Source organism: Amycolatopsis sp. AA4, from assembly GCF_002796545.1.
Classification (GTDB): domain Bacteria; phylum Actinomycetota; class Actinomycetes; order Mycobacteriales; family Pseudonocardiaceae; genus Amycolatopsis.
In genome coordinates this window covers 8,591,025-8,616,260 of the sequence record NZ_CP024894.1, presented here as the reverse complement: position 1 = coordinate 8,616,260, position 25,236 = coordinate 8,591,025, and the positions used below count along the sequence as shown (strand labels likewise).

General features: G+C 70.1%; 21 protein-coding genes and 1 tRNA gene. 5 read left to right on the top strand and 17 right to left on the bottom strand.

Features of this window, described 5'->3' with window-relative positions:
* Positions 1–225: 225 nt before the first annotated feature.
* From CU254_RS39945 to CU254_RS39900, 9 genes are all read right to left on the bottom strand, one after another.
* Entirely contained in the window at positions 226–582 is a 357-nt protein-coding gene (locus CU254_RS39945; protein ID WP_037718957.1) for a rhodanese-like domain-containing protein, read from the bottom strand.
* Positions 583–626: 44 nt separating this feature from the next.
* Positions 627–2,417 (bottom strand): cation acetate symporter, encoded by a 1,791-nt coding sequence (locus CU254_RS39940; protein WP_037718955.1) that lies wholly within the window; start codon positions 2,415–2,417, stop codon positions 627–629.
* Positions 2,418–2,487: 70 nt separating this feature from the next.
* Positions 2,488–2,997, bottom strand: coding sequence for a hypothetical protein (locus tag CU254_RS39935; protein WP_009085733.1), 510 nt, complete (start codon positions 2,995–2,997; stop codon positions 2,488–2,490).
* 6 nt (positions 2,998–3,003) lie between these two features.
* On the bottom strand, positions 3,004–3,837 hold the full coding sequence (locus tag CU254_RS39930) for a LytTR family DNA-binding domain-containing protein (RefSeq protein WP_037719084.1): 834 nt from the start codon (positions 3,835–3,837) through the stop codon (positions 3,004–3,006).
* A gap of 86 nt (positions 3,838–3,923) precedes the next feature.
* Entirely contained in the window at positions 3,924–4,769 is an 846-nt protein-coding gene (locus tag CU254_RS39925; RefSeq protein WP_009085729.1) for a S49 family peptidase, read from the bottom strand.
* A gap of 18 nt (positions 4,770–4,787) precedes the next feature.
* The gene (locus CU254_RS39920) at positions 4,788–6,092 is read right to left on the bottom strand and encodes a sensor histidine kinase (protein ID WP_037718953.1); all 1,305 of its coding nucleotides are present in this window, start codon (positions 6,090–6,092) and stop codon (positions 4,788–4,790) included.
* A gap of 803 nt (positions 6,093–6,895) precedes the next feature.
* Positions 6,896–7,756, bottom strand: coding sequence for an Fpg/Nei family DNA glycosylase (locus tag CU254_RS39910; protein ID WP_009085726.1), 861 nt, complete (start codon positions 7,754–7,756; stop codon positions 6,896–6,898).
* A gap of 38 nt (positions 7,757–7,794) precedes the next feature.
* Entirely contained in the window at positions 7,795–8,235 is a 441-nt protein-coding gene (locus tag CU254_RS39905) for a DUF983 domain-containing protein (protein WP_009085725.1), read from the bottom strand.
* A 69-nt stretch (positions 8,236–8,304) separates the two neighbouring features.
* Positions 8,305–9,996 carry a sigma-70 family RNA polymerase sigma factor gene (locus tag CU254_RS39900; RefSeq protein ID WP_037718951.1) on the bottom strand — a complete coding sequence of 564 codons (1,692 nt, stop codon included), beginning with the start codon at positions 9,994–9,996 and terminating at the stop codon, positions 8,305–8,307.
* 210 nt (positions 9,997–10,206) lie between these two features.
* Here CU254_RS39900 and CU254_RS39895 point away from each other — a divergent pair.
* A tRNA-Gly gene (locus tag CU254_RS39895) sits at positions 10,207–10,279 on the top strand.
* 203 nt (positions 10,280–10,482) lie between these two features.
* Here CU254_RS39895 and CU254_RS39890 read toward each other — a convergent pair.
* From CU254_RS39890 to CU254_RS39875, 4 genes are all read right to left on the bottom strand, one after another.
* Positions 10,483–10,884: an Imm7 family immunity protein gene (locus tag CU254_RS39890; protein ID WP_009085721.1), complete on the bottom strand. Its 402-nt coding sequence runs from the start codon at positions 10,882–10,884 to the stop codon at positions 10,483–10,485.
* A 26-nt stretch (positions 10,885–10,910) separates the two neighbouring features.
* Positions 10,911–11,420 carry a DUF2716 domain-containing protein gene (locus tag CU254_RS39885; RefSeq protein WP_100266997.1) on the bottom strand — a complete coding sequence of 170 codons (510 nt, stop codon included), beginning with the start codon at positions 11,418–11,420 and terminating at the stop codon, positions 10,911–10,913.
* A gap of 221 nt (positions 11,421–11,641) precedes the next feature.
* Positions 11,642–12,262, bottom strand: coding sequence for a hypothetical protein (locus CU254_RS39880; protein ID WP_009085717.1), 621 nt, complete (start codon positions 12,260–12,262; stop codon positions 11,642–11,644).
* A 75-nt stretch (positions 12,263–12,337) separates the two neighbouring features.
* Entirely contained in the window at positions 12,338–12,829 is a 492-nt protein-coding gene (locus CU254_RS39875; protein ID WP_009085715.1) for a hypothetical protein, read from the bottom strand.
* Between the two features lie 142 nt (positions 12,830–12,971).
* On the opposite strand from CU254_RS39875, the gene CU254_RS39870 reads away from it, so the two are divergent.
* From CU254_RS39870 to CU254_RS39860, 3 genes are all read left to right on the top strand, one after another.
* Positions 12,972–14,435, top strand: a complete 1,464-nt coding sequence (locus tag CU254_RS39870; protein WP_158688136.1) for a hypothetical protein — start codon at positions 12,972–12,974, stop codon at positions 14,433–14,435.
* Between the two features lie 134 nt (positions 14,436–14,569).
* Positions 14,570–15,751: a hypothetical protein gene (locus CU254_RS39865; protein WP_009085711.1), complete on the top strand. Its 1,182-nt coding sequence runs from the start codon at positions 14,570–14,572 to the stop codon at positions 15,749–15,751.
* Positions 15,744–19,418 (top strand): FkbM family methyltransferase, encoded by a 3,675-nt coding sequence (locus CU254_RS39860; protein ID WP_009085709.1) that lies wholly within the window; start codon positions 15,744–15,746, stop codon positions 19,416–19,418. The genes CU254_RS39865 and CU254_RS39860 overlap by 8 nt, the downstream gene beginning before the upstream one ends.
* Before the next feature lie 21 nt (positions 19,419–19,439).
* Here CU254_RS39860 and CU254_RS39855 read toward each other — a convergent pair whose 3' ends face one another.
* On the bottom strand, positions 19,440–20,591 hold the full coding sequence (locus CU254_RS39855) for a hypothetical protein (RefSeq protein ID WP_009085707.1): 1,152 nt from the start codon (positions 20,589–20,591) through the stop codon (positions 19,440–19,442).
* Between the two features lie 193 nt (positions 20,592–20,784).
* On the opposite strand from CU254_RS39855, the gene CU254_RS39850 reads away from it, so the two are divergent.
* Entirely contained in the window at positions 20,785–22,350 is a 1,566-nt protein-coding gene (locus tag CU254_RS39850) for an acyltransferase (protein ID WP_009085706.1), read from the top strand.
* Between the two features lie 80 nt (positions 22,351–22,430).
* Here the strand turns inward: CU254_RS39850 and CU254_RS39845 are convergent, their stop codons facing one another.
* The 3 genes from CU254_RS39845 to CU254_RS39835 all read right to left on the bottom strand — a co-directional run bounded on the left by CU254_RS39845 (position 22,431) and on the right by CU254_RS39835 (position 25,187).
* Entirely contained in the window at positions 22,431–23,108 is a 678-nt protein-coding gene (locus CU254_RS39845; RefSeq protein ID WP_009085703.1) for a response regulator transcription factor, read from the bottom strand.
* A complete protein-coding gene (locus tag CU254_RS39840) occupies positions 23,105–24,226 on the bottom strand; it encodes a sensor histidine kinase (protein WP_100266996.1) in 1,122 nt (373 codons plus the stop codon). Before CU254_RS39840 ends, CU254_RS39845 begins: the two co-directional genes overlap by 4 nt.
* Positions 24,227–24,341: 115 nt before the next feature.
* The gene (locus CU254_RS39835; RefSeq protein ID WP_037718946.1) at positions 24,342–25,187 is read right to left on the bottom strand and encodes a helix-turn-helix transcriptional regulator; all 846 of its coding nucleotides are present in this window, start codon (positions 25,185–25,187) and stop codon (positions 24,342–24,344) included.
* Positions 25,188–25,236: the final 49 nt, after the last annotated feature.

Here is a 25,236-nt window from a genome sequence, read left to right as displayed (position 1 = left end):
AGACCCGGGGCCAACCCAGCCTGAGGCCGCTCCACCAGCCGATGGAAACCCCGCGGACCCGGCTCCTTGGCCAGAACCGGCCCCTGCCGGAGACCCGTGCCCAGCCCCGCCGTGCCCAGCATCGACCGGCCGGGAAGCGTCCCCTTCGCCCGGGCCGAAGCCAGGAACGAACGACGCCGGATCCGAGGATTCCGGCGGCTCGGGAACGGACTGGGCGGGCATCCGTCAGAGAACCTCGGGTTCGGCGCCGGGGGTTTCGCTCACCATGCGGCGGCCCTCGCGGGCCCAGGCGCCCATTCCGCCCGCGACGTTGACCGCGTCCCAGCCGCTCGCGTTCAGCCAGGCGGCGGCGCGCGCCGAGCGGCCGCCGGAGCGGCAGATGACGTAGACCGGGTTGTCCTCGGGGAATTCGGCGAGTTCGCCGACCCTCGCGGGCAGTTCGCCGAGCGGGATGTGCACCGCGGCGGGGGCGTGCCCGGCGGCCCATTCGTCGTCCTCGCGGACGTCGAGCAGGGCCACGTCCGCGGGCAGGTCGCGGACTTCAGCGGTCGGAATTTCAGCAGGGCTCACCACAGGTTCCATGCTCCCATGTCAGGACGTTGTACGCGTGTGAGGAACGCTAACCGCTAAGCCTTGCGGTGGCGTCCCCGGCCGGTCCGCAGCTTGTCGTCGGCCTGGCCGAAGCGGGCGACCGCGCGGTCGCGCATCAGGCCGAGCGGGTCGGGGGCGTGCAGGCGCAGCATGATGTCGTTCACCAGTTCCGGGCGGCCGGACCGGGTCAGCCGGCTCACCACGTACGTCGCCAGGAACGCCGAGGGCACCGAGAGCAGCGCGGGCTGCACGGTGAACCACGGGGTCTTGTCCCCGGTGTACTCGCACACGATGTTGTACGCCAGCGCGCTGAGCACCATCCCGCTGCCGACGATCATCCCGGCCAGCGCGCCCGGCCAGCTGAGCTTGCGCCACCAGATGCCGAGCAGCAGCAGCGGGCTGAACGTGGACGCGGCGAGCGCGAACGTCATCCCGATCGACAGCGAGATGTCCTCGGTGCGGAAGATCAGCGTGAGCACCATCGGGCAGATCGCGACCAGCAGCGTCGCGACCCGGAAGTCCTTGACCCGGCCCGGCAGCAGGTCCGTCGAGACCACCCCGGCCACGCTCACCAGCAGCCCCGAGCAGCTCGACAGGAAGGCCGCGAACGCGCCCGCGGCCGTCACCGCGGCGAGGATCTGCCCCGGCCAGCCGGGCAGCACCGCGGTCGGCAAGAGCAGCACGGCCGCGTCGGTGTTGCCGGTGAGCAGCAGCTGCGGCACGTACATCCGCGAGAGCGCGCCCAGCATCGTCGGGAACAGGTAGAACAGTCCGAGCAGCAGCAGGACGTGCACGGTGGTGCGGCGCGCGGCCTTGCCGTCCGGGTTGGTGTAGAAGCGGACCAGCACGTGCGGCAGGCCCATCGTGCCGAGGAACAGCGCGAAGATCAGCGAGTACGTCTGCAGCAGGTCAGTGATGCCGTTCGACGCCGGATGCAGCCACGAATCGTTCGTCGTCGGCGCGTCGCTCACGATCGGCACCGGGGTGCCCGCGGCGAATTCCAGCGTGGTTCCGGCCGAAACCTTGTGCGGCACGAGCGGCGACCAGCGCGCCATGCCGCCCGCGGGACCGTCGTCGATGTGGCCGTGTGCGTAGAAGAACGTCTCGGTGGTGACCTTCACGGTCACGTCAGTTTGCACCGTGACCTTGGTGTCCGACGGGAACACCGGCGGCGCGGGCGCACCGAGCGCGCGCAGGCCGCCCGGGCCGCCGCCGGCGAAGAAAACCATGCACAGCACGAAAGTCGGCACGGCGATCGCGAACAGCTTGAGCCAGTACTGGAACGCCTGGACCACGGTGATCGCGCGCATCCCGCCGGCCATCACGTTGACCGCGACCAGCACGATGACGAGGAGCGCGCCCGCCCACGCCGGTACCGGGACGATCTGCGCGAGCGTCAAACCGGCGGCCTGCAGCTGCGGGACCATGTAGAGGATCCCGATGAACACCGCGCCCGCGGTCGCGAACCGGCGCAGGCCTCGCGAACCGAGCCGGGCTTCGACGAAGTCCGGCAGCGTGTATGCCCCCGACCGGCGCAGCGGCGCGGCGACGAACAGCATCAGCGCGAGGTATCCGGCGGTGAAGCCGATCGGGTACCAGGTCGCGTCGGCACCCTGCTTGAGCACCATGCCCGCGACCCCGAGGAACGACGCGGCGGACAGGTATTCGCCGGAGATCGCGGCGGCGTTGCGGCTGGAGCGCACGGTTCGGCGGGCGACGAGGAAGTCATGCGTGCTGGTGGCGCCGCGCGACGAACGGAAGCCAAGGTAGTAAGTCGCGAAGGCGACCAGCGCGAGGCCGGTCAACGTCCACGGGGTCAGCTGCACGGCGTGAATCCTCGCACGACCACGCGCTTCCGGGACGCGCCGCCACGAGGGAGCGCCTCCCTTGCGCGGGTCAGTTCTCGATCATGTCGACGAAGTCGCGTTCGTGCCGCTCGGCGAGCCGGTTGTACCAGAGGCCGACGGCGAAGAGGAACGGGAACGGGAGCAGGCCGAGCACGAGCCACGGGATCGGGATGCCGATCACGGTGAACCGCGCGACCGCCGGGAGGAAATAGAACAGCGCGGGCAGCACCCCGAGCACCGCCACCACCAGCACGGCCAGCAGCACCGACGTGCGCAGCTGCACCTTCACCAGGTCGCGGACCAGCAGTTTTCCCCAGCTGGTCTGTTCTTCCAGCTCGATCCGCCCGCGCATCCGCCCCGACGACTGCCGCGAATCGGCGAGCACGACGCGTTCCCGTTTCGGCCGCACGTGCGCGGGTTCGCTGGAGCGCGGGGCTGGTTCGGGAGCGGGCGGCACCGGTTCGACCACCGCGCGGTCCTCCGGCCGCACGCCCAGCGTCGGGTCCGGTTTGCGGACGCCGTTCGAGAGCCGGTGGTAAGGGTCTTCGGGCGCGGTCATCGACGGCTAGCCGCCCCGGCCGGAGCCGACGATGCGGTCCTTCAGCGCCCGGGTGTGCCTGCGGCTGACCGGCAGGACTTTCTCCTCGTTGCCGATCACGACCTGGTAGCCGCCCTGCCCCATCCGCATCTCGGTGATCAGCGGCAGCGCGACCAGGAACGACCGGTGAATCCGCACGAATCCGGCCTTCTCCCAGCGTTCCTCGAGCTGGGCGAGCGGGATCCGGACGAGGTGGCTGCCCTCGGTGGTGAACAGCCGCGCGTAGTCGCCCTGTGCTTCCACCCAGCGGACCGACGAACGCGGGATCAGCTTCGTGGTGCCAGCCAGTTCGACCGGGATGACCTCGTCGTCGTTCTTGACCGGCTCGGCGCCGCCCTGGCCGGCGGGCGGGCCCGCGGCCGTGGCCAGCTTCTCGCGCACGCGCGCGACCGACCGGTCGAGCCGGTCCTGCTGGAACGGCTTCAGGACGTAGTCGACCGCGCCGAGGTCGAACGCGTTCACCGCTTCCTCGGCGTGCCCGGTGACGAACACCAGCACCGGCGACGGGTTCATCGCCGCGATCACGCGCGACATCTCCATGCCGGACAGGCCGGGCATGTCGATGTCGGCGAACACGGCGTCGACCGTCGGCAGGCCGTTTGCCCGCCGGGCAGCCAGTTCCGGGTCGTCGTGCGAGAACAGCCGCAGCGCGTCGGAGGCGTCCGAGGCCTGGAAAACGCGGTGGATGTGCGGGTTGTTCTGGAGTCCGTGGCTGAGTTCGTCCAGCCCGGCCAGCTCGTCGTCCACGGCAAGGACGATGAGTTTCCGGGTGTCGTCGTGAGCACTCACAGTGAGACGCATCCTGCCGATTGCGAGGTGCATTGTCCAGACCCCATTGGAGAGTGCACCTTGTGAGTGGCGTACCGGAGTCGCCACTCACCTGTGCCTCAGAGCCCGAAGCGCGACCAGGCCGCCTTCGTGGTCACCGCGTCCAGCAGCGCGCTCGCCGCCGCGGGCGCCCCGAGGCCGAGCCGGGCGAGCAGCGGTTTCTTGGGCTCCGCCACGGAAATCTCGGCGTCCGGATACCGCTCGCGGACGATCTCGCGCAGCGAGCCGAGCCCGTCGACGAGCCCGAGGTCGACGGCTTTCTGCCCGAGCCAGACGTCACCGGTGAACAGGTCGGCGGAATCGGTCAGCCGGTCGCCGCGGCGCTCCTTGACCCATTCGACGAACAGTTCGTGCAGCTGGCCGTGCATGTTCTTCAGCCACTCGACGTCCTCGGGCTTCTCCGGGCTGAACGGGTCGAGCCGCGATTTGTTCGCGCCCGCGGTGTGCAGCCTGCGCTCGATGCCGAAGCGTTCGAGCAGCCCGGTGAAGCCGAACCCGCCGCTGATGACGCCGATCGAACCGACCATGGACGTCCGGTGCGCATAGATCTCGTCGGCCGCGCAGGCGAGCCAGTACCCGCCGGACGCGGCGACGTCCTCGGCGAAGGCCAGGACCGGCACGCCCTTCTCGTCGGCCAGCTGCCGGATCCGCTCCGCGACCAGGCCGGACTGCGTGGGCGCGCCGCCGGGCGAGTTGATCTGCAACGCGACGGCCTTGAGCCGGTCGTGCGCGAACGCCCTGGTGAGCGCGGATTCGACGGCGCCGAGGTTGATCGCGCCGCGAGCCAGCGGCGACGGCGTCGGCGTGATCACCCCGTGCAGCTTCACGACGGCGACCACGTCCTTGCGGTCGCCGCGGTCGCCGAGCACGGGGAGGCGGGAAGTCAGCTTGTCGGTCACGCTCATCTGCCCAGGCTAACCAGTTCAGTGCGCGGGCAGCATTCCCGAACGCGAGCCGTGCACTCCGTCGGGTTCCGGTTCCGGCTCGAGGGGCGCGGGCGGCTGCGGCGGGACGTCGGCGGAGTAGTCCGGCATGTTCGGCCGCACGCCGAGCTTGAACTTCGGCACCCGCAGCGCGACCTTCATGCCCGCCCCCGGCGCGGTTTCGACGGTGAGCGCGTAATCCTCGCCGAACACCTGCCGCATGCGCTGGTTGATGTTGCCGAGCCCGACGTGCGCGCCCGTGCGGTGCGCGTTGCGCAGGTCGGTGAGCTGCCGCGGGTCCATGCCGATGCCGTCGTCCTCGACGGTGATCAGCGCCTCGTGCCCGTCGTCCCGCGCGATCACCGTGACGCAGCCGCCGCTCGGCTTGCTGGCCAGCCCGTGTTTGACGGCGTTCTCGACGAGCGGCTGAATGATCAGGAACGGCACCACGACGCTCAGCACCTCGGGCGCGATCTTCATCCGCACCTCGAGGCGGCCGCCGAACCTCGCGTTCTCGATCGTCAGGTACCGGTCGATGTTGCGCAGTTCCTCGGCGAGCGTGGTGTACATGCCGGAGGTGCGGAACGAATAGCGCGTGAAGTCGGCGAAGTCCTGCAGCAGTTCGCGCGCTTCCTCCGGATCGGTGCGGATGAGCGCGGAGATCGTGTTGAGCGCGTTGTAGACGAAGTGCGGCGAGATCTGCGCGCGCAGTGCCTTGATTTCCGCCTGCTGCAGCTGGTTTCGAGATTCTTCGAGCCGCGCGAGCTCGAACTGCGTGCAAACGAACTGGCCGACGGCCTCGGCCATCTGCACCAGCTTGCCGCGCGTGCGCCCGACGACGATCAGCGTCGCCTCGGCCTCGCCCTCGACGAGAATGGGCACGATCGCGGCGGTCTTCATCTTGCAGGTGCCGCGGTGATTGCACGGCATCTTGTTGTGGTCGGCCACGGCGCGCCGGTGCTTGCGCAACGCGGTCCCGATGTCGTCGACGACGTCCAGGTAGTGATCGGTGGCCTCGCCCGCCCAGGACAGCAGCGTGCCTTCACTGTCCGTGATGCCGACGGCGAGACAGTCGAGCACCTCGAGCAGCTCCGCCGTCATCCGGTTGGCGGCCTCCTCGTCGAGCCCCGCCCGCAAGTTGGGCGTGGCCTTGGACATCCGATGGACGGCCTGGAGAACGGCGTCCTGGATGACCCCCTTGGGCCGGCGCGCCCGGAAGGCGAGGACCAGCACCACGATCACCAGGATGCCGACCAGGACCCACGGGACGACCAGCGCGTAGGGGAAGTCGGACACGACGTCCATGCTCTGCGCTCGACCGACCGGGTGCAAGGTCTGCTTCCCACTTTCTGTCCAGTAGCGACGACCGAGGGTGGGCAAACCCTACCGTCACTCCCGGTGAGCGTGAGGATCTTGCGCCATTCGGGTGGTGGCGGTGGCCGTGAGTCGCCGAGGAGTGGGGTGAAGGGACCCTTCATCACTACGGAAGGTCAGGGGTGAAGGGACCCTTCATTGCTTGGCTAGTGCGGATGGTGGGTCTTAGGTTCCGGCCTGGGACGGGTGGCCGCTTCCGGCAAGGCCAAGGCCCGAGGGCGTGAGGTCAACTCCCGGCGACGTGAGGCGAGGCCTGACGATGTGACGGTGCCCCTGATGCTCGCCGATGGCTCCGACCCAGGTCCTTCAGGGTTCCCCTCACGGCACGCCAGCGCAGTGAGGGGAACCTTCACGACGCCGCCACCGCCGAGATGCACCCAATGTGGCATTGGGGCGCTACCAGCGCACGCCGCCCCACTCAAAGCAGCAACACCAGAGCCGCGCAACAAACCGCCGCCGACGCACCCAACCATCGGCACCAACCAAACCGCCGCCGATGCACCCAACCATCGAGGCACCAACCAAACCGCCGCCGACGCACCCAACTCCGGGGGCACCCAGCCCTCCCCCAACCCCGATACGAAGCCTCCCTGCGGGCGGTGGGTGCTTGTCAAGGCATCTTTCCCGCCTTGACAAGCACCCACCGCCCGTCAGCACAATCAAACTTCGGGGTGCCCCACGCAACCCACCAAAAGCAATGTCGCCCGCCAGGGCGACGAGCCGAACCCGAGGAACTACTTCAACAACCGAGACATCCGCCGATCAGCCAACGGCTTCCCCCCAGTCTGACAAGTCGCACAATACTGAAACGACTTATCCGCAAACGAAATCTCCCGAATAGTGTCCCCGCACACCGGACAAGGCAGCCCAGTCCGGGCATGCACCCGCAGCCCAGACCGCTTCTCCCCCTTCAACCGAGCCGCCTTCTGCCCCACCGACCGGGAAACCGCGTCCGTCTCCACCTCGCGGATAGCCTCGGCCAAAACCTCTAACGCACCCTCGTCCAACTTCCCCACAGTCGCATAAGGCGACAACTTCGCCCGATGCATGATCTCGTCCGAATAAGCGTTCCCGATCCCCGCGATCAAAGACTGATCAGTCAACGCCCACTTCAGCCGAGTTCCCTTCCCCTGGAACAATTCCCGCAACTGCGAAGCATCGACGGCCAACGCATCCGGCCCCAACCGCGCCACACTGGCCACCTCGGCAGGATCCGCGACGATCCACACCGCGAGCCCCTTCTTCGTCCCCGCCTCGGTCAGATCGAAGCCAGGCCCGGAAGCCGACTCCAGATGCACCCGCAGCGAGATCGGCCCCTTCCCCGGCTTCAACGGAGCGGGAGACAGCGCGTCCGACCAGCGCAGCCACCCCGCGCGCGCCAGATGGACCACCAGGTGCAGATCGCCCAGCACCACGTCCAGATGCTTGCCATGCCGAGTCGCGCCGGTGATCTCGCGACCGTGCAGCTCGGTGTACGGCGGCATCGCGGTCTTCAGCACGCTCAGCGACGCGACGTCCAGCCGGAAAACGGTGCTCCCCACGGCGTGTTCGCGCAGGTGGTGGGCCAGTGCTTCGACCTCGGGCAACTCGGGCATGGCACCAGTCTCGCGCGCCGGCCCGGTTCCGGCCAGGTCTATTCGACCGGGTGCAGCGGACCGTCGAAGTCCGGGAGCGAATGCCGCTGGATCGTCTTCGAGATCCGCTTCACCTCGCCGGACACAGTGAACATGCCGCGGATCGTGCCGACCCAGCGCTCCGACGGCCGGTCGCCCGCGACGTCGCCCTCGGTTTCGGCGACCACCGTCCACGGGCGGCGCAGGATCCACCGCAGCGGGAAGAACAGCACCACCAGCAGCAACGCCAGCAGCACCCACGCGGGCACCTTGACCACGTCCGGCGTCCACACCACCAGCGCGATCACCAGGAACCCCATGACCACGATCATCGCGATGCCAGGTCCGTAACTGCCCGCGACGTCGTGTTCGAAATCGTCAGCAGTGGCGGGAGCCCGCCACTCCATCTGGGCACGGACCACCCAATGGCGACCGTCTTCGCCGCGCACCAGCCGGTTCATTCTGTTGCCTCCCGGGCGACGTCGAACTCGGTCAACGTTACCGTGACCGTGCCGTCGAGCGCGAGGTGCTCACTGAGAGTTACTGGTGGTTTGCCGGGTTTTGGCTGTTCGGGAGCTTGCGTCCGCCGAGGAATCGGCCGAACCGGTGACATCTTGCCCGGACGTGGAGTCCGTCCTGGCCCGCTTCCCGGGCTTGGCGGACTCCCGCTGCTTCGACGATTCGGCGGAACGGGAAGACTTCGGGCAGTCGGACGAGTCAGCGGAGTTCGACGACTGCGGAGCCGCCGGAGCGACATGCCGCGACCCGGCCGGGGTCGTCGTGACCGACGGCGGCACGTACGAATCCGGCGAAGGCACGTACGCCGAGCGCGGCGGAGCGTACGACGAAGGAGTCGTGTCGTCCGTCGTCGTGCTCAGCAGGCCAGGGCTCGACGAGTTCGTGGACGTGTCCAGATCCGACCGTGACTCGGTGGTCGACGAACGGCCCGTCATCGGCGAACCCGAATGACTGGCGTCCTGACCGGGAAGATCATCGCGCGGCGTCGAACCAGCAGACCCAGTCGCACCCGTCGCACCCGTGGAACCCGCCGCACCAGACGTCGACGAGGACTGATCCCCGGAAACCGGCTGATGCGCCGCCGGCAGATTCGGCACCTCGGCCGCGCCCAAATGCGGCGAAGCACCCTGATGAACCGCCACGTGCTCCGGCCGCGCGCTGCCGTACAGCTTCCCGGCGATGACCCGCGGACCCTGCTGCGCCGGCGGCGGAGGCTGCTCCGGCGGCTGCAACGCCAGCTCCGGCGCGCCCCCGCCCAACCCCACGTCCTGCACCGGATGCGACCCGAACACCAGCGGACCCGCGGTCAAACTCACCGCACCCGCCGCCGCGGTCGACGCCAGCGCCAGCCCGACCTTCACCTTCGAGCCGAACACCACGCTCTTCACCGTCGCGACCGCACCCGCGGCCTTCCCGGCCCCGGCCAGCGCCGGAACCGCGAGCACCAGCACCCCGGCATGCGCCCGCAACGACGAACACACGTCCCGCAGCTCGTCCTGCGTCGCCCGGCACGACGGACACCCCAGCAAATGCGCCTTGATCCGCTCCGCCTCCGCGCCCGTGACGCTGCCCGCGGTGAACCCGCCCAGCTTCTCCACGACCGCCCGGCACGTCTCCGGACCCCGGTTCACCGACAAATGCGCCTGCAGATACGCCGCCCGCAACCCCTGCCGCGCCCGCCGCGCCAACGCCGCCGTCGCGTTCGCCGACAACCCGAAATGCGGAGCCACCATCGCCGGCTGCTCGCCCTCGACCTCGGTCTGCCACAGCACCGTCCGCCACCGCTCCGGCAAACTCGTGAACGCCGTCGTGATCAACGTGTGCTCAGCCGTCCGCGCCGGCGTGTCCACCCCGGCGCCCGCCCGGAACGTCAACTCGTCGTCAGTCACCGGAACATCGCGCCGCGCCCCGTGCCACTCCCACGACACCCGGCGCGCGACCGTCAGCAAATAAGCCCGCACGTAATCCCGCGGACCCGCACCGCGGCGCAACGCCTGCAGCACGCGGAAGAAAGTCTCCGCGGTGATGTCCTCGGCTTCGGAACGATCCGCCGCCAGACTCTGCGCCAATCTGCGCACGGCAGCGGCATGCAGCTCGAACAACTCCCCGAACGCGGCGTCCTCGCCGTCGCGCAGCCGCTTCAAAAGTGCCTGCTCGTCGGATTCCGAGGCCGCTGGCGGCGGCGCCGTGCCCAGCTCGGTCATCCGGCAAGGCACCTCCTCCCCCGAAGGACTCACCACTGAAGTCGATTGGGGACACCATACGGAGCAGAGCGCCCGTCGTCACCCCTTGTGCGCCCGGCGTAACGCGCAAGCACCACATCTCAGCAGGTCCACGCCAATAACGGGGGCCCCGAAAGTGTCACCCGAGGGACGGTATAGAGTGTGTTCAACACCGAGCACCAAGCGGTTAACGCGGATGTAGCGCAGCTGGTAGCGCATCACCTTGCCAAGGTGAGGGTCGCGGGTTCGAATCCCGTCATCCGCTCAGTCCCGAAGGCCCTGTATCCACAAAAAGCGTGGATACAGGGCCTTCGCCATATCACCCGGGGGCCGAGCCCCCGGACCCCCGCGGTGCCATCGGTGCGGTTGCGAGGGTGGGCGGCTTTGCAGCTTGCGGAGCAAGCGGAGAAGGCGCGTAGCTTGCGGAGCAAGCGAAAGAAGGGACGCCGCTCCTGCGGAGCAGGCCGGTTATAGCTCGTAGGTGTCCAGGACCGTGGGGGCTACTGGGGACAGGTGCGGGTCTTTTTCTTCCGTTACCTGGCCTCTTGCCATTCGGTAGACCTGGAAGGCGTTGTCGTGTTCCGGGTGCTGGTCGTCCCAGACGTGCAGCAGGCCGTACGAGCCGGGGGCCAGTTCTCCTACCCTCGCGAACGTTTCCAGGAGCTGGGGCGTGATCGCTCCGCCGTGTTTGTCCAGACCACCCAGATGGAGCATGGGCAGGCCCCCGCTCCAGCGGAGGTCCACCAGGTCCAGCAGGGTCGCGTTCTGCAGCGAACGGTGGACTCGTTCCACCATGCGCTCCAGCAGAGCTGCGTCGTCGTCGCCCGTCGCGGAGGCGGCGATGGTCACCCAGCCGTGGTATTCGAACACGTGCGAGACGGTAGCAGCGGCCTTGCTCAGCGGGTCAGCGCAGAGGGCTGGCCGTCCCGGCGCAACTGGTTCGTGAGAATGCCGTCGGCGTGCTTTTCGACCGCGGGGAGCAGTTTTTCGCCGAAAACGCACAGGGTGCGTTCCCACGGGTGGCCCAGCGTTCCGTAGCTGAAGTCCTCGGCCAGGAACAGGTGGTAGTCACCGCGCGGGAAGACCGACACCGGCCAGGGCGCGTTCTCCTGCATGCGGTGCGGCCAGAACTTGAACGACTGGTGCTGCCAGTGCAGGACCCACAGCCACTCGTCCTCGGCGGTCGTCTCCTTCAGAGCGGCCAGCACCGCGCGGGCCACGTCGTGCTCTTCCACCGCGTACGGGCCCAGCCGGAATTCGGCCGACGCCCGGTCGTACTCGCCGGTCGACAAATCCCACGCGGCCGACGGGCTCGGCTCGTGGAAGCCGGGCCAATCGTGCGCGAAGGTGCTCGGCCAGAACCTGAGCTTGTCGTGCACCCAATACCAAGCGGGCTCGTCGGCCACTCGCGAGAGCGGCTCCCAGGCTGCAGCAGCGTTCACTTGTCGACCTCGAAGTCATCGACCGGGCTCGAAACTGCCGAAAGCTTCGTGTCCGGGGCCGGGATTGTCCAGTCCACCGGAGCCGAGCGCCAAGCTGTCACTCGTCCGGGTGGCCCGCGGACCGGGAAACAGCCCCGGTCCGCAGGTTCCTTACCCGAGACCCCCGCCGGTCATGCACGGAGCCGTTATGCGGCGCGCCACAGCGTGACGAACGCCGACGCCTCGCTGAACGCCCACGGCCGCAGCCGCTCCCGGTCGCGCGCCGACAAGGTGAACTCCTTCGCCCGGCGCACGTCCACGACCAGCGCTTCCCCGCCCGGCAGCAGCTCCGGCATGCCTTCGGTGAGCAGCCACAACGCGAGCTGCGCCGCGTCCCGGGTGAGCGGCTCCTCCTTGAAGTACAGCCACGTGGCGAACCGGCGGCCGTTCGACTTCCGCAACCCCAGCTGCGGGCTGATGCCGATCTCCAGCTCGCCCAGCGAAAACTTCGCCCGCCCGACCTCGACCAGCTTCGGATCGCGCCTGCCGAGATAGCGCAGCCAGCCCTCCGCGATCGCGGCGTAATGCGGCCGCGTGCGCTCGTCGGCGTTGTTGACCAGCGCGCGCATGGCCACCTCGTCCTGCCGCGCCGCCCGGCCGGCCCGGACCGCGTTCGCCGCGCGCCGGTAGTAGTTGAACGCCGCCCGGGCCGGATCCTCGTACAGCCGGCGCTGCCTGCGGACGAACGACGAACGCGACGGGCCCTTGCTGGCGCTGTACCCGACGAACGTGGGCAGCGTGACGTATGCCGGCTGGGAACTACTCATGGGCGGCCGCCTTCCGGTGGATGTTTTCCCAGTACCCGGCCAATTTTAGAACATATGTACGACAGTTTTTGCCGCTTAACGGGTGACCGGCGGCCACGGACCGGCCAGTACCGCCCGCGCCTGCTGCAGCACCTGTTGCTCGCAGTAGCTGACCGGCGTGACGTCGGTCGGGATCCAGGTCGCGAGCATCGCCAGCCACTGGCGCAGTTCGGAGAGCGCGGCCGGGCGGCCGAGCCGTCCGTCGAGGGCTTTGACGCTCTGCGCCGCTTCGGCGAGCCGGACGTCGCCGCGCACCATCTCGCCGAGGTGCTCGCCCATCAGCTGCCATTGGGCCGCGGTCGCGTCGACCGGGAGTTCGATGCCCAGCTCCTCCACCACGTGCGAGAAGGCGTCCGAGACCGCCTGGTGGTTCCGATGGTCGAGGGCGGCCAGCTCGGGAAGGGAGGGCGCTTCGAGGCCCTCGCCGACGGCCCGCGCCCCGGCTTCGACGAGTTCGGCAGCGGTGATGTCGAGACCGGCGAGCCGATCCACGGCAAGGGCGGCGAGCGCACCGCGCGCGGAGGACATGCTCCCCATCGTACGGAGCCGCGGCGATTTCCCGTCCGACGCGAAGCGGGCGCCTGATCTGGGCTGATCTTGCGCACCTGACCCCCACACAACCGGGGCGCGTGGAACACTGTCGCCCGAACCGGTGACAGGGGGTTGCGTGATGAGCTGGCAGGAAGAGCTCCGGCGCTTGGACGCGGAGTTGGCCGCTGGCCGCCTCGGCCACGCCGAACACCGCCGCCAGCGCGACGAACTGCTCGCCGAGGCGTCGGGCGGCGGGGCGGCTTCGCCAGTGGCGTCGCCGTTGCGGCAGGACAGCGGGTCGCCGACGTGGAGCGCCCCGGCTCCCCAGGCGACTCCCGGCGCGGAGAGCCAGCAAGCCCCGAGCGCCGCCGCGGAGAGCAGCACGCCGGAAGCGGGCACTCCGCAGAACATCGCGACGATGACCGGACACGGCCCGTTCGACGGTCCGATGATCGCGCGCCGAGTGGCACCGGACGGAACCGCCTTGCCGAGCACTCCGCCCGGAGGCGCCCCGGCCCCGGAGCAGCCCGCCGCACCCTTCTTCTCCCCGCCGCCGAGCCCGGCCGCGCCGCCGAGCCAGGCCACCCCGCCCGCACCGCACCAGCCCCAGCCGCAACTGCCCGCGCAGCCGGGGACCTGGCCGGGCGTCGCTCCCGTGCAGTGGCACCCCCCGGGCCAGCAACCGAACCAGCAGCAGCCGAGCCAGCCGGTCGTCGGATGGGCCAGCACCAACCCGGCGATGCCCGCGCCGGAACCGCCCGCGGTCGAAGCGTTCCTGAACTCCGCGGCGGCCCCGGCGGCGGAGAAGACCCAGCCCGCCTTCTCGCACACCCCGGGCACCCCGTTCTCCACCGACCGGCCGACCACCGCGCCGAGTCCCGCCGACGACCGGCCCACCGCGGTCTTCGGCGCGATCCCCGCGAACGGAGCCCAGCCGGAGCCGCGCCGCCTCTGGGAGGACGACGCCAAACCGCGCCGGTCGCGGCCGACCTGGCTGTTCCTGTCGCTGGCCGTGCTGGTGGTGCTGGCGCTGGTCGTCGGCGGCATCTGGTTCATCGGCGCCAAGAACGACTCGAACGACACGGCCGCGCCGCCGCCCGCCGCCGCGTCCGCGCCGAACACCCAGCCCGCCTCGCTCGAGGACAAGCTGCCGACGCTGCCGGGCACGCCGAATCCGGAGAACTCGACGATGGCGCTGGACAAGGCGGTCCAGGCCAAGGCCGTCTCCGACGCCGACGCGAACCTCATGCGCGCGGCGGGCGCGGACCAGCTCGTCTACCACTCCTACGGCAGCCCGGAAGGCGGCACGACGCTGATCGCCGTCCCGACGCCGTCGAAGGCGCAGGCCGGTCAGCTCGTCCAGGGGCTGCGCCAGAACCTCGTCACCGGCGGGTTCGACAGCAGCCCGTTCGGCCCGGCGGCGACCGACCTGCTCTACACCGGGAGCAGCCCGGCCGGACGCGTACTGGCCTTCTGGTACACCTCGGGCGGCGTGTCGGTCGGCATCGGCGTGTCGGGCCCGGTCGGCCAGGATCCGGCGGCCCTGCGGTCCCGGATGGAACAGATCCGCGCGAAGGTCGCCGCCGCGCTGCCCGCGAGCTGAACATTCCCCAGCGCACAAGGCGACCCGCCAGGTCACGTGGGGTCGCACCCGTGCACAATGTCCACGTCGTCACACGCAATGGGGTAGCGACGACGCACTGAACGTCGCCATGCCGACAGATAAGGGGGGCCCTGGTGTCCTGGCAGGAGGAGCTGCGCCGGCTGGACGAGGAGCTCGCGTCAGGGCGACTGTCCGCGGACGACTATCGCATCCGGCGTGATCAGGTGCTGTCCTCGGCCGTCGGCCAGCAGGACCAGCCCGCTCCGCCGCCGCCGAGCCAGAGCGCGGACTCGACCCAGGTGATCGCCCCGGTCAGCCCGCCCGGCGGGTTCCCGCAGCAGCAGCCGCAGGCCCCGCAGCAGCCGCCCGCGGACGGCGGCGCCGAGCGCACCCAGGTCGTGCAGTCGTGGCAGACCCAGCAGCCGCCCGCGGACGCCGGTCCCGAGCGCACCCAGGTCGTGCAGCCGCAGCAGCACCAGCCGCAGGCGCACTACTCCCCGCCCGGCGGGTTCCCGCAGGGCACGGCCTCGCCGCCGGCGGGCTTCCCGCAGCAGCAGCCGTGGAACGCGGCCGAAAGCGACCAGACCCCGCCGTGGGGCGGCGGCGATCTTCCGCCGCTCGGCCCGTCCGGGGGCGACTCCGAATGGGTCCGCCAGGGTCCGGAGTACTTCACCGACAAGCCGAAGAAGAGCAACGGCAAGAAGATCGGCGCGATCGTCGGCGCGGTGATCGTGCTGGCCGGCATCGCGTTCGGCGCGTACTGGCTGTGGGGCCGCGACAGCGGAGGCGGCGGCACCGAGCAGACCACCGCGCAGCACTCGCAGAGTTCGGCCGCGCCGAAGCCGCCGGACCCGCTCGGCGTCGCGAGCATGCCGGGCAAGGCCGAGACGCACGACGACGTCACGTCGTTCTCGCAGGTCGACACCCTGAAGTACCTCAACCCGCAGGAACTGAGCGCCTACCAGGCGGCGGGCTCGTCCAAGGTCAAGTTCGTCGTGTACCACCTCGAAGACGGCAACGTGATCACGCTCTTCCTGGCGCAGGCCAGCAGCCCGACCGCGGCGAAGACCGCGGCCGAGAAGCTGATGGACGTCCAGGTCACGAACGGGGCCAAGCGCGACACCACCGCGCCGAACGGCGTTTACGCCACCGCGATCGACCCGAAGGAAGGCCAGTCGGCCCAGTCTCGCGGGCACTACTCGCACGGGAACGTGATCGTCCGCGTCGAGGTGTCCGGCAAGGTCGCCGACCAGACGAAGACGGACTTCACCACCGCGCTGAACCAGCAGCTCACGGTGCTGACCGCCGATGCCTGAGCCCGGGACCGCCGCCTGCACGATCGTCGCCCGCAATTACGTGCCGGCCGCGCGCGTGCTGGCCCGTTCCTACCTCGAGCACCATCCGGGCGGCCGCTTCGTCATCGCGGTCATCGACGCCCCGCGCGACCAGTCGGAACGGGCCGGCGACGGACTCACCGTCGTCGGCCCGGCCGCGTTCGGCATCGACGAGGACGACTACCTGCGGATGGCGACCGCCTACTCGGTCACCGAACTCGCCACGTCGGTCAAGCCGTACCTGCTGCGCGAGCTGCTGAAAGAGTCCGAGGCCGCGATCTACCTCGACCCGGACATCGAGCTGTTCGCGCCGATCCCCGAGGTCGCCGAGCTGGCCAAGGAGCACGACATCGTGCTCGCGCCGCATTTCCTGACCCCGTTGCCGCAGGACGGCCTGGAGCCGGACGACGCGGTGATCATGGGCACGGGCATGTTCAACCTCGGCTTCATCGGCGTCGGCCGCGGCGCCGGGCCGTTCCTCGATTTCTGGGCGGGCAGGCTGCGCCACGACGCGATCGTCGCGCCGGAGCAGCAGCTGTTCACCGACCAGCGCTGGGTCGACCAGGTGCCGTCGCTGTTCCGGCACCACGTCGTCACCGACCCCGGATTCGACGTCGCGTACTGGAACCTCCACGAGCGGCCCATCGGCCGCGACGAGGACGGCGCCCTGACCGCAGGCGGCGCGAAGCTGCGGTTCTTCCACTTCAGCGGTTACCGGCCGGAGAAGCCGTGGCTGCTCAGCTTCCACTGCGCGCGCAAGCCGCGCGTGCTGCTGTCGCACAACGACGACCTTCGCGCCATCTGCGATTCGTACGGCACGAAGCTGCGCGAAGCCGGGTACGCCGAGTCGCTCGACTCGATTCCGTACGGCTTCAAGGACTTCCAGGACGGCACGCCGGTGCCGAAGCTCGCGCGGCGCGTGTTCCGCGAGGGCTGGATCAAGGCCGAGCGCAAGAAGAAGCCCGCGCCGCCGCACGCGTACGGCGAGGACGGCGGGCTCGCGCTGCGCGAATGGCTCGCCACCCCGGAGGACCAGGGCCAGGCCGCGGCCGGGCTGAACCGGCTGACGCACGCGATCTGGGCGTCGCGGATCGACCTGCAGATGGCGTTCCCGCACCCCTACGGCGACGACGCCGACGCTTTCCGGCACTGGTGCGCCGGGTCCGGCGTTTCCGAGGCTGGCCTGCCGGAGTGGGCGCTGCCCGCGCAGCCGGTCGCGACCCGTCCGCCGCACGACGAGTTCGGCGTGAACCTGCTCGGCTACCTGACCGCTGAGCTGGGGCTCGGCGAGATGGGCCGGATCGTGCTCGAGGCGATCGAGACCGGCGGCGTGCCGGTGGCCACGGTGCTGGAGGAGAAGGCGGTCTCGAACCGGACCGGCATCGAGCGGCCGGCGACGGTCGGCGACCCGCGGTTCCCGGTCAGCGTGTTCGCGGTGAACGCGGACCAGACCCGCACGATCCTGACTAACCACCCCGAGGTCGGCGCCGGGCGCTACCGGATCGGGCTGTGGGCGTGGGAACTCGAGGATTTCCCGCAGTGGCAGCACGAAGCGTTCGGGATGCTCGACGAGGTCTGGACGGTCAGCGACTTCTGCCGCTGCGCGTTCGCCGAGCATTCGCCGATCCCGGTCAAGACGATCCCGGTGCCGGTGCGCGATCCGGGCGAGCCGTCGCCGCCCGCGCGCGAAAAGGGCGAACCCGTGCGGTTCCTCTTCGCGTTCGACTTCAACAGCGTCGCAGAGCGCAAAAACCCTTGGGGTGCCGTCGAAGCGTTCCAGCGGGCGTTCCCGGGCCGCGAGGACGTCCGGCTCACCGTCAAGGCGATCAACGCGAAGCTGCACCCGCAGGCCGCCGAACGGCTGCGCGCGGTGGTCCGCGGCGACGACCGGATCGAACTGATCGAGCGCTACCTCAGCGTCGCCGAACTGCACGAGCTGTACGAGACCAGCACCGCTTACGTTTCGCTGCACCGCAGCGAGGGCTTCGGGCTCACCGTCGCCGAGGCGATGGCGCGGGCGATGCCGGTGATCTCGACGGACTACTCCAGCACCACGGAGTTCCTCGACGCGTCCACCGGCTGGCCGATCCCGTACCGGCTGGTGCCGGTCGGCGAGGGCAACTATCCGTACCACGCCGACGCCGTCTGGGCGGATCCCGATCTCGACGCCGCCGCGGCCGCGATGGTTCAGATCGCCGACGACCCGGCCGAGGCGACCGCCCGCGGCAAGCGCGCGCGGGAGGTCGTCCTGCGCGAGCGGTCGATGTCGGCCGCGGCCGAGTGGATGCGGCACGAGCTGGAGCAGGCGCACCAGAAGTGGCAGGAGCGGGAGCGCACCGCGGCACCGCCGCCGGAGCACCCGCTCAGCCCGCTGCAGCAGGCGACCGAAGCGTTGCGCTGGCGGCCGGAAGCGGACGCGCCGTCACGGCTGCCGCTCGCACCCGCGCTGCGCAAGGCCGTGCTGCGCGCGATCGACCACTACGACGTGCACCAGCGCCACGTGATGGGCGCGCTGCTCGCGGCGACCGAGGACAGCAACCGGCGGTTGCTGGACCGGATCGAAAACCTGGAACGCAGCATCGACGAATCGCGCCGGGCCGCGCTGTCCACGCGCACGCTCGGCGAACGGCTCGAAACGTTGCGCGGCACGGTCAACGAGTTGCGCCGGCAGGCTCCGGAAACGGCACTGGCGCTGCGCAATCTCGAAGCGGACGTGGCGAAGCTGGCCGAGGGTTACGACGGCGTCGGCGCGGAGGTCGAAGCCGCGGCGGGGACCGTGCACAAGATGTTCGCGCGCCGCGACGAACGGCTCGACGCCGACGAGAAGGCCATTCAGCGGGTGACCCTCGACGTCAGCGCGATGCGGGACGCCGCCCGGCTCCGGCACGCTCCGGTGCCGCGCGGGGCGGACGTCGTCCAGTGCGACGTCGGCGCGCTGCTGATGCCGGTCGACGAGGTCATGCTCCCGTGGATCCTCTTCCACCGGTCCTGGGAGGACAGCGAGGCCGAGCTGATGGCGTCGCTGGCGGACGGCGCGTTCCTCGACATCGGCGCGCACGTCGGCTACCACACGCTGCGGCTGCTGCGGGCCACGCCGGACGTGACCAGGGTGATCGCGGTGGAGGCCGACCCGGTCAACGCCTCGTACCTGCGCCGCAACGTCGAGGTCAACCTGCCCCCGGCGGCGGGCGAGCTGGTCACCGTGGTCGAGTCGGCCGCATGGGACGAGCCCGGCACCGTGCACCTGGCGCAGGCGACCCCGGGCAACAGCGGCGACAACCGCGTCACCACGGACGGTTCCGGCGTCGAGGTCCCGGCGGTGCGGCTGGATTCCGTGCCCGAGGTGACCGAACAGCGGATCAGCCTGGTGAAGGTCGACCTGCAGGGCCGCGACCACCGCGCGCTGGCGGGGCTGGCCGAGGTGCTGCGCCGCGACCGGCCGCACGTCGTGTGCGAGTTCGACCCGGGCGCGATCGCCGAACTGGGCGACGACCCGGCCGCCGTGCTCGCCGGGTACCGCTCGCTCGGCTACACGCCGAAGGTGGTCACCGACGATGGTCCGGCCGACCAGGTGCTCGAAGATTCGGCGATCATCGCCGCGGCCAAGGCGGACGAGAAGGAATTCGTCACGCTCTGGCTCGCGCCCTGACCTGATCGCGCACGTGGCGGCTCAGGGCGCCACGTGCGCGATGGTCAGCAGGAACGCGCCGTACCAAGCGCTTCCGAGCGCGATCACCGATAGCAGCACCGCCAGCACCCGGTTCGGCAGCTTGGCCAGCAGGAGCGCGACCGGCACGGTCAGCACGAACGCCGGAAGCAGGAACCGCGGGCGGGACTGGAAAAAGTTCGAGGAACACAGCGCGATCACCACCGTCAGCGTGCCGTAGATCTGCCACGGCAACGGCAGCCGCGTCGCCCAGGTCCAGAACTGCAGCACCACCGCGGCGAGCACGACGAGCGCGGTCACGGTGATCCAGCTCGCTTCGTCCGAGGTCAGGCCGTCGCGGACCTGGAGAAAGGTGAAGACGCCGAAGTCGAAGCGCATCCGCCAGGCGGTCTGCAGCCAGAACCAGCCGTCCGGACGGCCGGTCTGGATCCAGACGTAGCCGAGGTAGCCCAGCAGGCCGAGCGGCGCGAGCAGCCCGCCGACCCAGGGCCGCCAGCCGTCGCGGCGCTGGAAAACCGCGACGAGCGCGGCGATGCCGACCGCGGCGATCAACGCCCCGGAACTCGCCCGGGTCAGCCCGGCGAGCACCGCCAGCCCGCCGGCGGCCAGCCATTCGCGCCGCGCGAGCAGGACGAACGTCCACGCCACGAGCGCCATCAGCAGCGCTTCCGAATACGCCAGATGCAGTGCCGTCGACCCCGGCCCGATCGACCACAGCACGGCGACCAGCAGCCCCACGCGCGGTCCGGCCAGGTCGCGGCCCAGCACGAACAGGCCCCACGCAGCCGCGCATCCGGCCAGCAGCGAGATCGTCATCCCGGCCGCCAGCGGCGGGATCCCGACCAGCGTCAGCAGCGCCACCGTCCCCGGGTACAGCGGGAAGAACACCAGATTGTTCTCGACCGGAAGCCCGTCGACGCCGATCGCGATCGGCTGGTCGTAGCCGTGCTGCGCGACCGAGACGAACCAGTTGGCGTCGAAATCGGCGATGAACCGGCCGGGCGACACGTCGGCCTTCCAGCTCATCAGCCACAGCACGCCGAACGCGACGAGCTGGAACACCAGGTAGAGGCTGATCGCCGGGGCGGCTTGACGGAAAGCGGCGCGCAGGGTCGACGGACGCTCGACGGCTCCGTCGAGACTGGGCTGCTGCACGCTCTCCGAACTCCTGAACTAGCTCGCACAAACCGGACGAATTCCGGCCTGATCGTACCTGTCGACCGCATTATCCGAGGCCAGAACGGGTTTTGTGACTAATCCCCCGCTTACCGCCAATTGCGGGGAGTACGTCCGGGCCGGGGGTGCGAGGCGGTAGCCTTCACGAGGTTGTCGGTAGCGGAAGACGGGGGTGAGCACGCTGGCCGAGCCGAATTCCGCTGCCCTGGCCGAGGCGTCGTCCGCGCCGCCCGAGAAGACCCGGATCGTCTTCATCGACATCGGGCGCGGCCTTGGCGCGCTGCTGGTCTTCTACAGCCACATCGCCCATCCCTGGGTCATCGCGAAGAACGACAAAGCCCCGTACGTCGACTTCATCGAGGCGCTCACGAGCGGTCCGATGCACATGTCGAAGCAGGGCATCGGGCAGATCGCGGTGCCGTTCTTCTTCCTGGTCAGCGGTTTCGTCGTGACGCCGATCGCGCTGCGCCAGGGTACCGGGCGATTCGCGCTCAACCGGTTCATCCGGGTGTACGCGCCGATGCTGTTCGTGGTGCTGCTGACCGCGTTCCTGCTGCTGGTGAACCTGCACCCGCCGTCGACCGGGCAGCCGCAGACGCTGAACCCGCTCACCGTGCTGACCAACACCGCGCTGGTCAACTACCTGATCTTCCCGCAGGTCGTGCTGGTGCCGGTGGCCTGGACGATGATCGTCGAGGTCATCTTCTACCTGCTGCTGATGGCGGTGCTGCCGCTGCTGCGCCGGTGGGTGTGGCTCGCGATCGCGGTCGAGCTGACGTTCATTTTCGTGGTGATGATGAGCCGGTCGCAGTTCGGGCCGTCGTGGTCGCTGTTCGCGGTGAACGTCTCGTACCTGCCCGCGATGCTCATCGGCCAGGTCATCTGGGCGACGACCAAGAAGCAGATCCCGCTGTGGACCGGCGCGCTCTACGGCGGCTGCGCGTGGTCGCTGTACGTGCTGGCGGACGTGATCAACGTCGGCCGCGTGGACAGCTCGTACAACCTTGCGCTGGCGTTCGCGGTCGCGTGCTTCCTGATGGGCATGTTCGCCGAGGACCGGCTGAAGCAGCGCAAGATCTGGACCATGCTGTCCGAGCGCAGCTACTCGATCTACCTGCTGCACATGCTGGTCACGTTCGTGCTGCTGCAGCTGCTGCGCCCGGCGGTGCCGCTGCCGATCGCGCTGCTGATCGTGATCCCGGCGGTGTTCGGCGTGGTCGAGTTCAGCTACCGGTTCGTGGAGCGGCCGAGCCACTCGCTCGCGCGGCGGTTGTCGCACCGGCCGAAGCCGCCTCCGCCCGCTCCGGAGACGCCCGCACCTCCGGTGGAGCCGCCGGTCGAGACTCCCGGGGAAACGACTCAGCTGGTCGCCGACAGCGAGATCACCCTGGAGATCCCGCGGATTCCCGCCGAACCGGCACCGCCGCGTCGTCCGGCGCCCCGGCCGCGTCCGGTGCCGAACGGACGGGTGCCGAGGAACGGCGCTCCGCCGCCCACCGACCCGCCGCGCGGGATGGCGCCTCGCGCGAACGGCGGCGCGCACCGGGCGCGTCCGGTGACCGAATCGGCCGTCGACCGCACCGCGGAACCGCCGGTCCGCCGGGCGATGCCGCCGCGCCGGCGTCCGTCAGCTCCGCCGGAGCTGCGCTACCAGCCGGACCAGGAAAACCAGGCCCAGCGCGGCGACCAGGACGATCTCCCACGCCACCGGGACTCCTTCCGCCACACCCCTCGCTGAGGTGTGATGCTCTTCCGGTAAGGCGCGCGAGGGTGGGACGACGTTCACCGACACGGCGTAACTCACTCTCCCGGCTTAGCTCATTCGTGCGAGCCGCGGCGGGGAGTGACCAGGCCGGATTCGTAGGCGAGCACCACCAGCTGCGCGCGGTCGCGAGCGCCGATCTTGGTCATGATGCGGCTGACGTGCGTGCGCGCGGTCGCCGCGGAGATCACCAGGTGGGCGGCGATTTCGTCGTTCGACAATCCGCCCGCGACCAGTGCCAGCACCTCGCGTTCGCGTTCGGTCACCTCCCGCACGGCCGAGGTGTCGATCCGCCGGTGCTCCGGCCGTCCGACGATCTCGGCGATCAACCGGCGCGTGACGGTCGGGGCGAGCAGCGCCTCCCCCGCCGCGACGACGCGCAGCGCGTGCAGGAGCTCGACCGGTTCGGTGTCCTTCAGCAGGAAGCCGCTGGCCCCGGCGCGGAGGGCCTCGTAGACGTACTCGTCGACGTCGAACGTGGTCAGGACCAGCACTTTCACGCCGCCGAGGGCGGGGTGCGAGGTGATCCGGCGGGTCGCTTCGAGGCCGTCGGTGCCGGGCATCCGGATGTCCATCACGACGATGTCCGGCCGGTGCTCGACGGCTTGCGCGACGGCCTGCTCGCCGTCGCTCGCCTCCCCGGCCACCTCGAACCCGTCCTCGGTGTCGAGCAGCAGCCGGAATCCGGCGCGGACCAGGGCCTGGTCGTCGGCCAGCACGACGCGGATGGTCATTTCTCCCCCTCCACGGGCAGTTCCGCCCGCACCTGGAAACCCTGTCCGGTGACGCTCGCTTCGACACTCCCACCGAGCGCCGTCGCCCGTTCCCGCATGCCGCGCAGACCGTGGCCGGGCGTCGGCTGAGCAGTGCCGCGTCCGTCGTCGCGCACGGTCAGGACCAGCGTGCCCGGCTTCCGCTCGAAGCGGACCTCGACGCGCTGTGCCCCGTCGGCATGCCGGACCACGTTGGTGAGCGACTCCTGCAGGATCCGGTACGCCGCGCCGTCCACCGGCGCGGGCAGCTCGCCGGGTTCGCCGTGCAACTCGACGGCCAACCCGGCGGCGCGCGCGTGGTCGAGCAACTCGTCGACCTGCGCGAGGCTCGGCGCGGGCGCACGGTTCTCGCCAGACCGCAGCACGGCCAGCGTCGCGCGGAGGTCGTTGAGCGCGGACGCACTGGCCGCTTTGATGTTGAGCAGCGCCTCTTTCGCCTCCTCCGGCCGCCGATCCGCGACGTGCGCGGCGACGCCCGCCTGGACGTTGATCATCGCGAGGCTGTGCGCGACAACGTCGTGCACCTCGCGCGCGATGCGCAGCCGCTCCTGCTCGGCCATCCGATGCCGGTGCTCGTCAGCCTGCTCGCGCCGGGCAGCGACGGCCGCGAACTGGAACCGGACCGCGGTCGCGATGCCGATCACGGCGGCCATCCAGACCACGGCGAACAACGCCCAAGCGCCGACCGCAAACGTTTGCTCCACGAGGACGTGGACGAGGTACGCCGCCACGAGGACAGCTCCGCCGGTACTCCCGGCAACCACCGGCCCGTGCCGGCGCGTGAGCACGAAGAGCGCGATGGTGGGGACGATGATCACCGGGCCGCCGGGCTCGGTCGACAGGTAGTACGCGTACGCCGAAGCCGCGGTGAGCACGAACAGCGGCAGTGGATACCGGTGGACGAGCAGCAGGGTGAGCACGGTCGCGGCCAGCCACGCGGCTCCGAGCGGGCTCAGCGGGTGCGGGGCGTGCTGCCAGCGACCGGACGCGCTCGAACCGCCGAGCACGAAGGCGAGCACCACGAAGGTCCGGAACACCCGTCCGAACCACGGGTTCTGGGCCCGCCACCAGTAGTGCATGGAGCGAAAGCTACCGGGGAAGGCGGCCGGGCGCGTCCGTCGGGAAGCGCGGGATGGGGCTACGCGCGGCGCGGTATGTCGAGACCGCATTAGCCGCCGGCGTGCCCCGCTTGCGCTACCGGGTCTTGGGCACGAACTCGCGCAGTTTCTCCAGCGTCTCGTCGTTCGCCGGGGTGTAGACCGACATCCGGATTTCCGAGCGGCGGCCCGCGTAGAGGTAGGTGAAGTCGAACGTCAGCAGGCCCGCCTCCGGGTGCAGGTAGCGCTTGCTCTTGGCCTGTTCGGTGTTCACGTCGTGCTGGCTCCACAGGTCCGCGAAGCACGGCGACTCCGCCATGAGCCGTTTGACCAGCGACTTCCAGCCGGGTTCGCCCATGTGCTCGGCCATCGCGGCGCGGAAGGACGAGACCATCCGGGGCACGTTCTGCTCCCAGTCGACCATCCGCTCTTTCCACTCCGGATTGAGCAGGCACTGGACCAGCGTGTTGCGTTCCTCGTACGGGATCTTGTCGACGCCGCCCATCAGCCAGTCGTAACCGGCGTTGTGGCCGAGCACGTCGAAGCGCGCGTTGCGGACCGCGACCGGGAACGGTTCCAGCTGGACCATCATGTCGTGCATCGACGGGGTGATCGCGGAGCAGTTCTTCTTCTCCGTCACCGGCTCCGGCGCGCCGGCGAGGGTGAACAGGTGCACGTGTTCGTGCGGATCGAGCCGGAGGGTGCGCGAGATCGCGCTGAGCACCTGCTCGGACGCGTTGATGTCGCGGCCCTGTTCGAGCCACGTGTACCAGGTGACCCCGACCCCGGCGAGCTGCGCGACCTCCTCGCGGCGCAGCCCGGGCGTGCGCCTGCGGCCGCCGATCGGCAGGCCGACCTGCTCGGGCGTGATGCGGCCGCGCCGGTTGCGCAGGAACTCTCCCAGTTCGGTCCGGCGGAGGCGGTCTTCGATGCCACTGGTCACGAATACCAGGTAAGCACAGCTCCGACCCTGTTACCAGGTAGTCCCAGTA

Coding starts and splice junctions, on each gene's coding strand:
- CU254_RS39945 (WP_037718957.1), bottom strand. CDS start 582: ATGGAACCTGTGGTGAGCCCTGCTGAAATTCCGACCGCTGAAGTCCGC.
- CU254_RS39935 (WP_009085733.1), bottom strand. CDS start 2,997: ATGACCGCGCCCGAAGACCCTTACCACCGGCTCTCGAACGGCGTCCGC.
- CU254_RS39930 (WP_037719084.1), bottom strand. CDS start 3,837: ATGCGTCTCACTGTGAGTGCTCACGACGACACCCGGAAACTCATCGTC.
- CU254_RS39925 (WP_009085729.1), bottom strand. CDS start 4,769: ATGAGCGTGACCGACAAGCTGACTTCCCGCCTCCCCGTGCTCGGCGAC.
- CU254_RS39920 (WP_037718953.1), bottom strand. CDS start 6,092: ATGGACGTCGTGTCCGACTTCCCCTACGCGCTGGTCGTCCCGTGGGTC.
- CU254_RS39910 (WP_009085726.1), bottom strand. CDS start 7,756: ATGCCCGAGTTGCCCGAGGTCGAAGCACTGGCCCACCACCTGCGCGAA.
- CU254_RS39905 (WP_009085725.1), bottom strand. CDS start 8,235: ATGAACCGGCTGGTGCGCGGCGAAGACGGTCGCCATTGGGTGGTCCGT.
- CU254_RS39900 (WP_037718951.1), bottom strand. CDS start 9,996: ATGACCGAGCTGGGCACGGCGCCGCCGCCAGCGGCCTCGGAATCCGAC.
- CU254_RS39880 (WP_009085717.1), bottom strand. CDS start 12,262: ATGAGTAGTTCCCAGCCGGCATACGTCACGCTGCCCACGTTCGTCGGG.
- CU254_RS39875 (WP_009085715.1), bottom strand. CDS start 12,829: ATGTCCTCCGCGCGCGGTGCGCTCGCCGCCCTTGCCGTGGATCGGCTC.
- CU254_RS39870 (WP_158688136.1), top strand. CDS start 12,972: ATGAGCTGGCAGGAAGAGCTCCGGCGCTTGGACGCGGAGTTGGCCGCT.
- CU254_RS39860 (WP_009085709.1), top strand. CDS start 15,744: ATGCCTGAGCCCGGGACCGCCGCCTGCACGATCGTCGCCCGCAATTAC.
- CU254_RS39845 (WP_009085703.1), bottom strand. CDS start 23,108: ATGACCATCCGCGTCGTGCTGGCCGACGACCAGGCCCTGGTCCGCGCC.
- CU254_RS39840 (WP_100266996.1), bottom strand. CDS start 24,226: ATGCACTACTGGTGGCGGGCCCAGAACCCGTGGTTCGGACGGGTGTTC.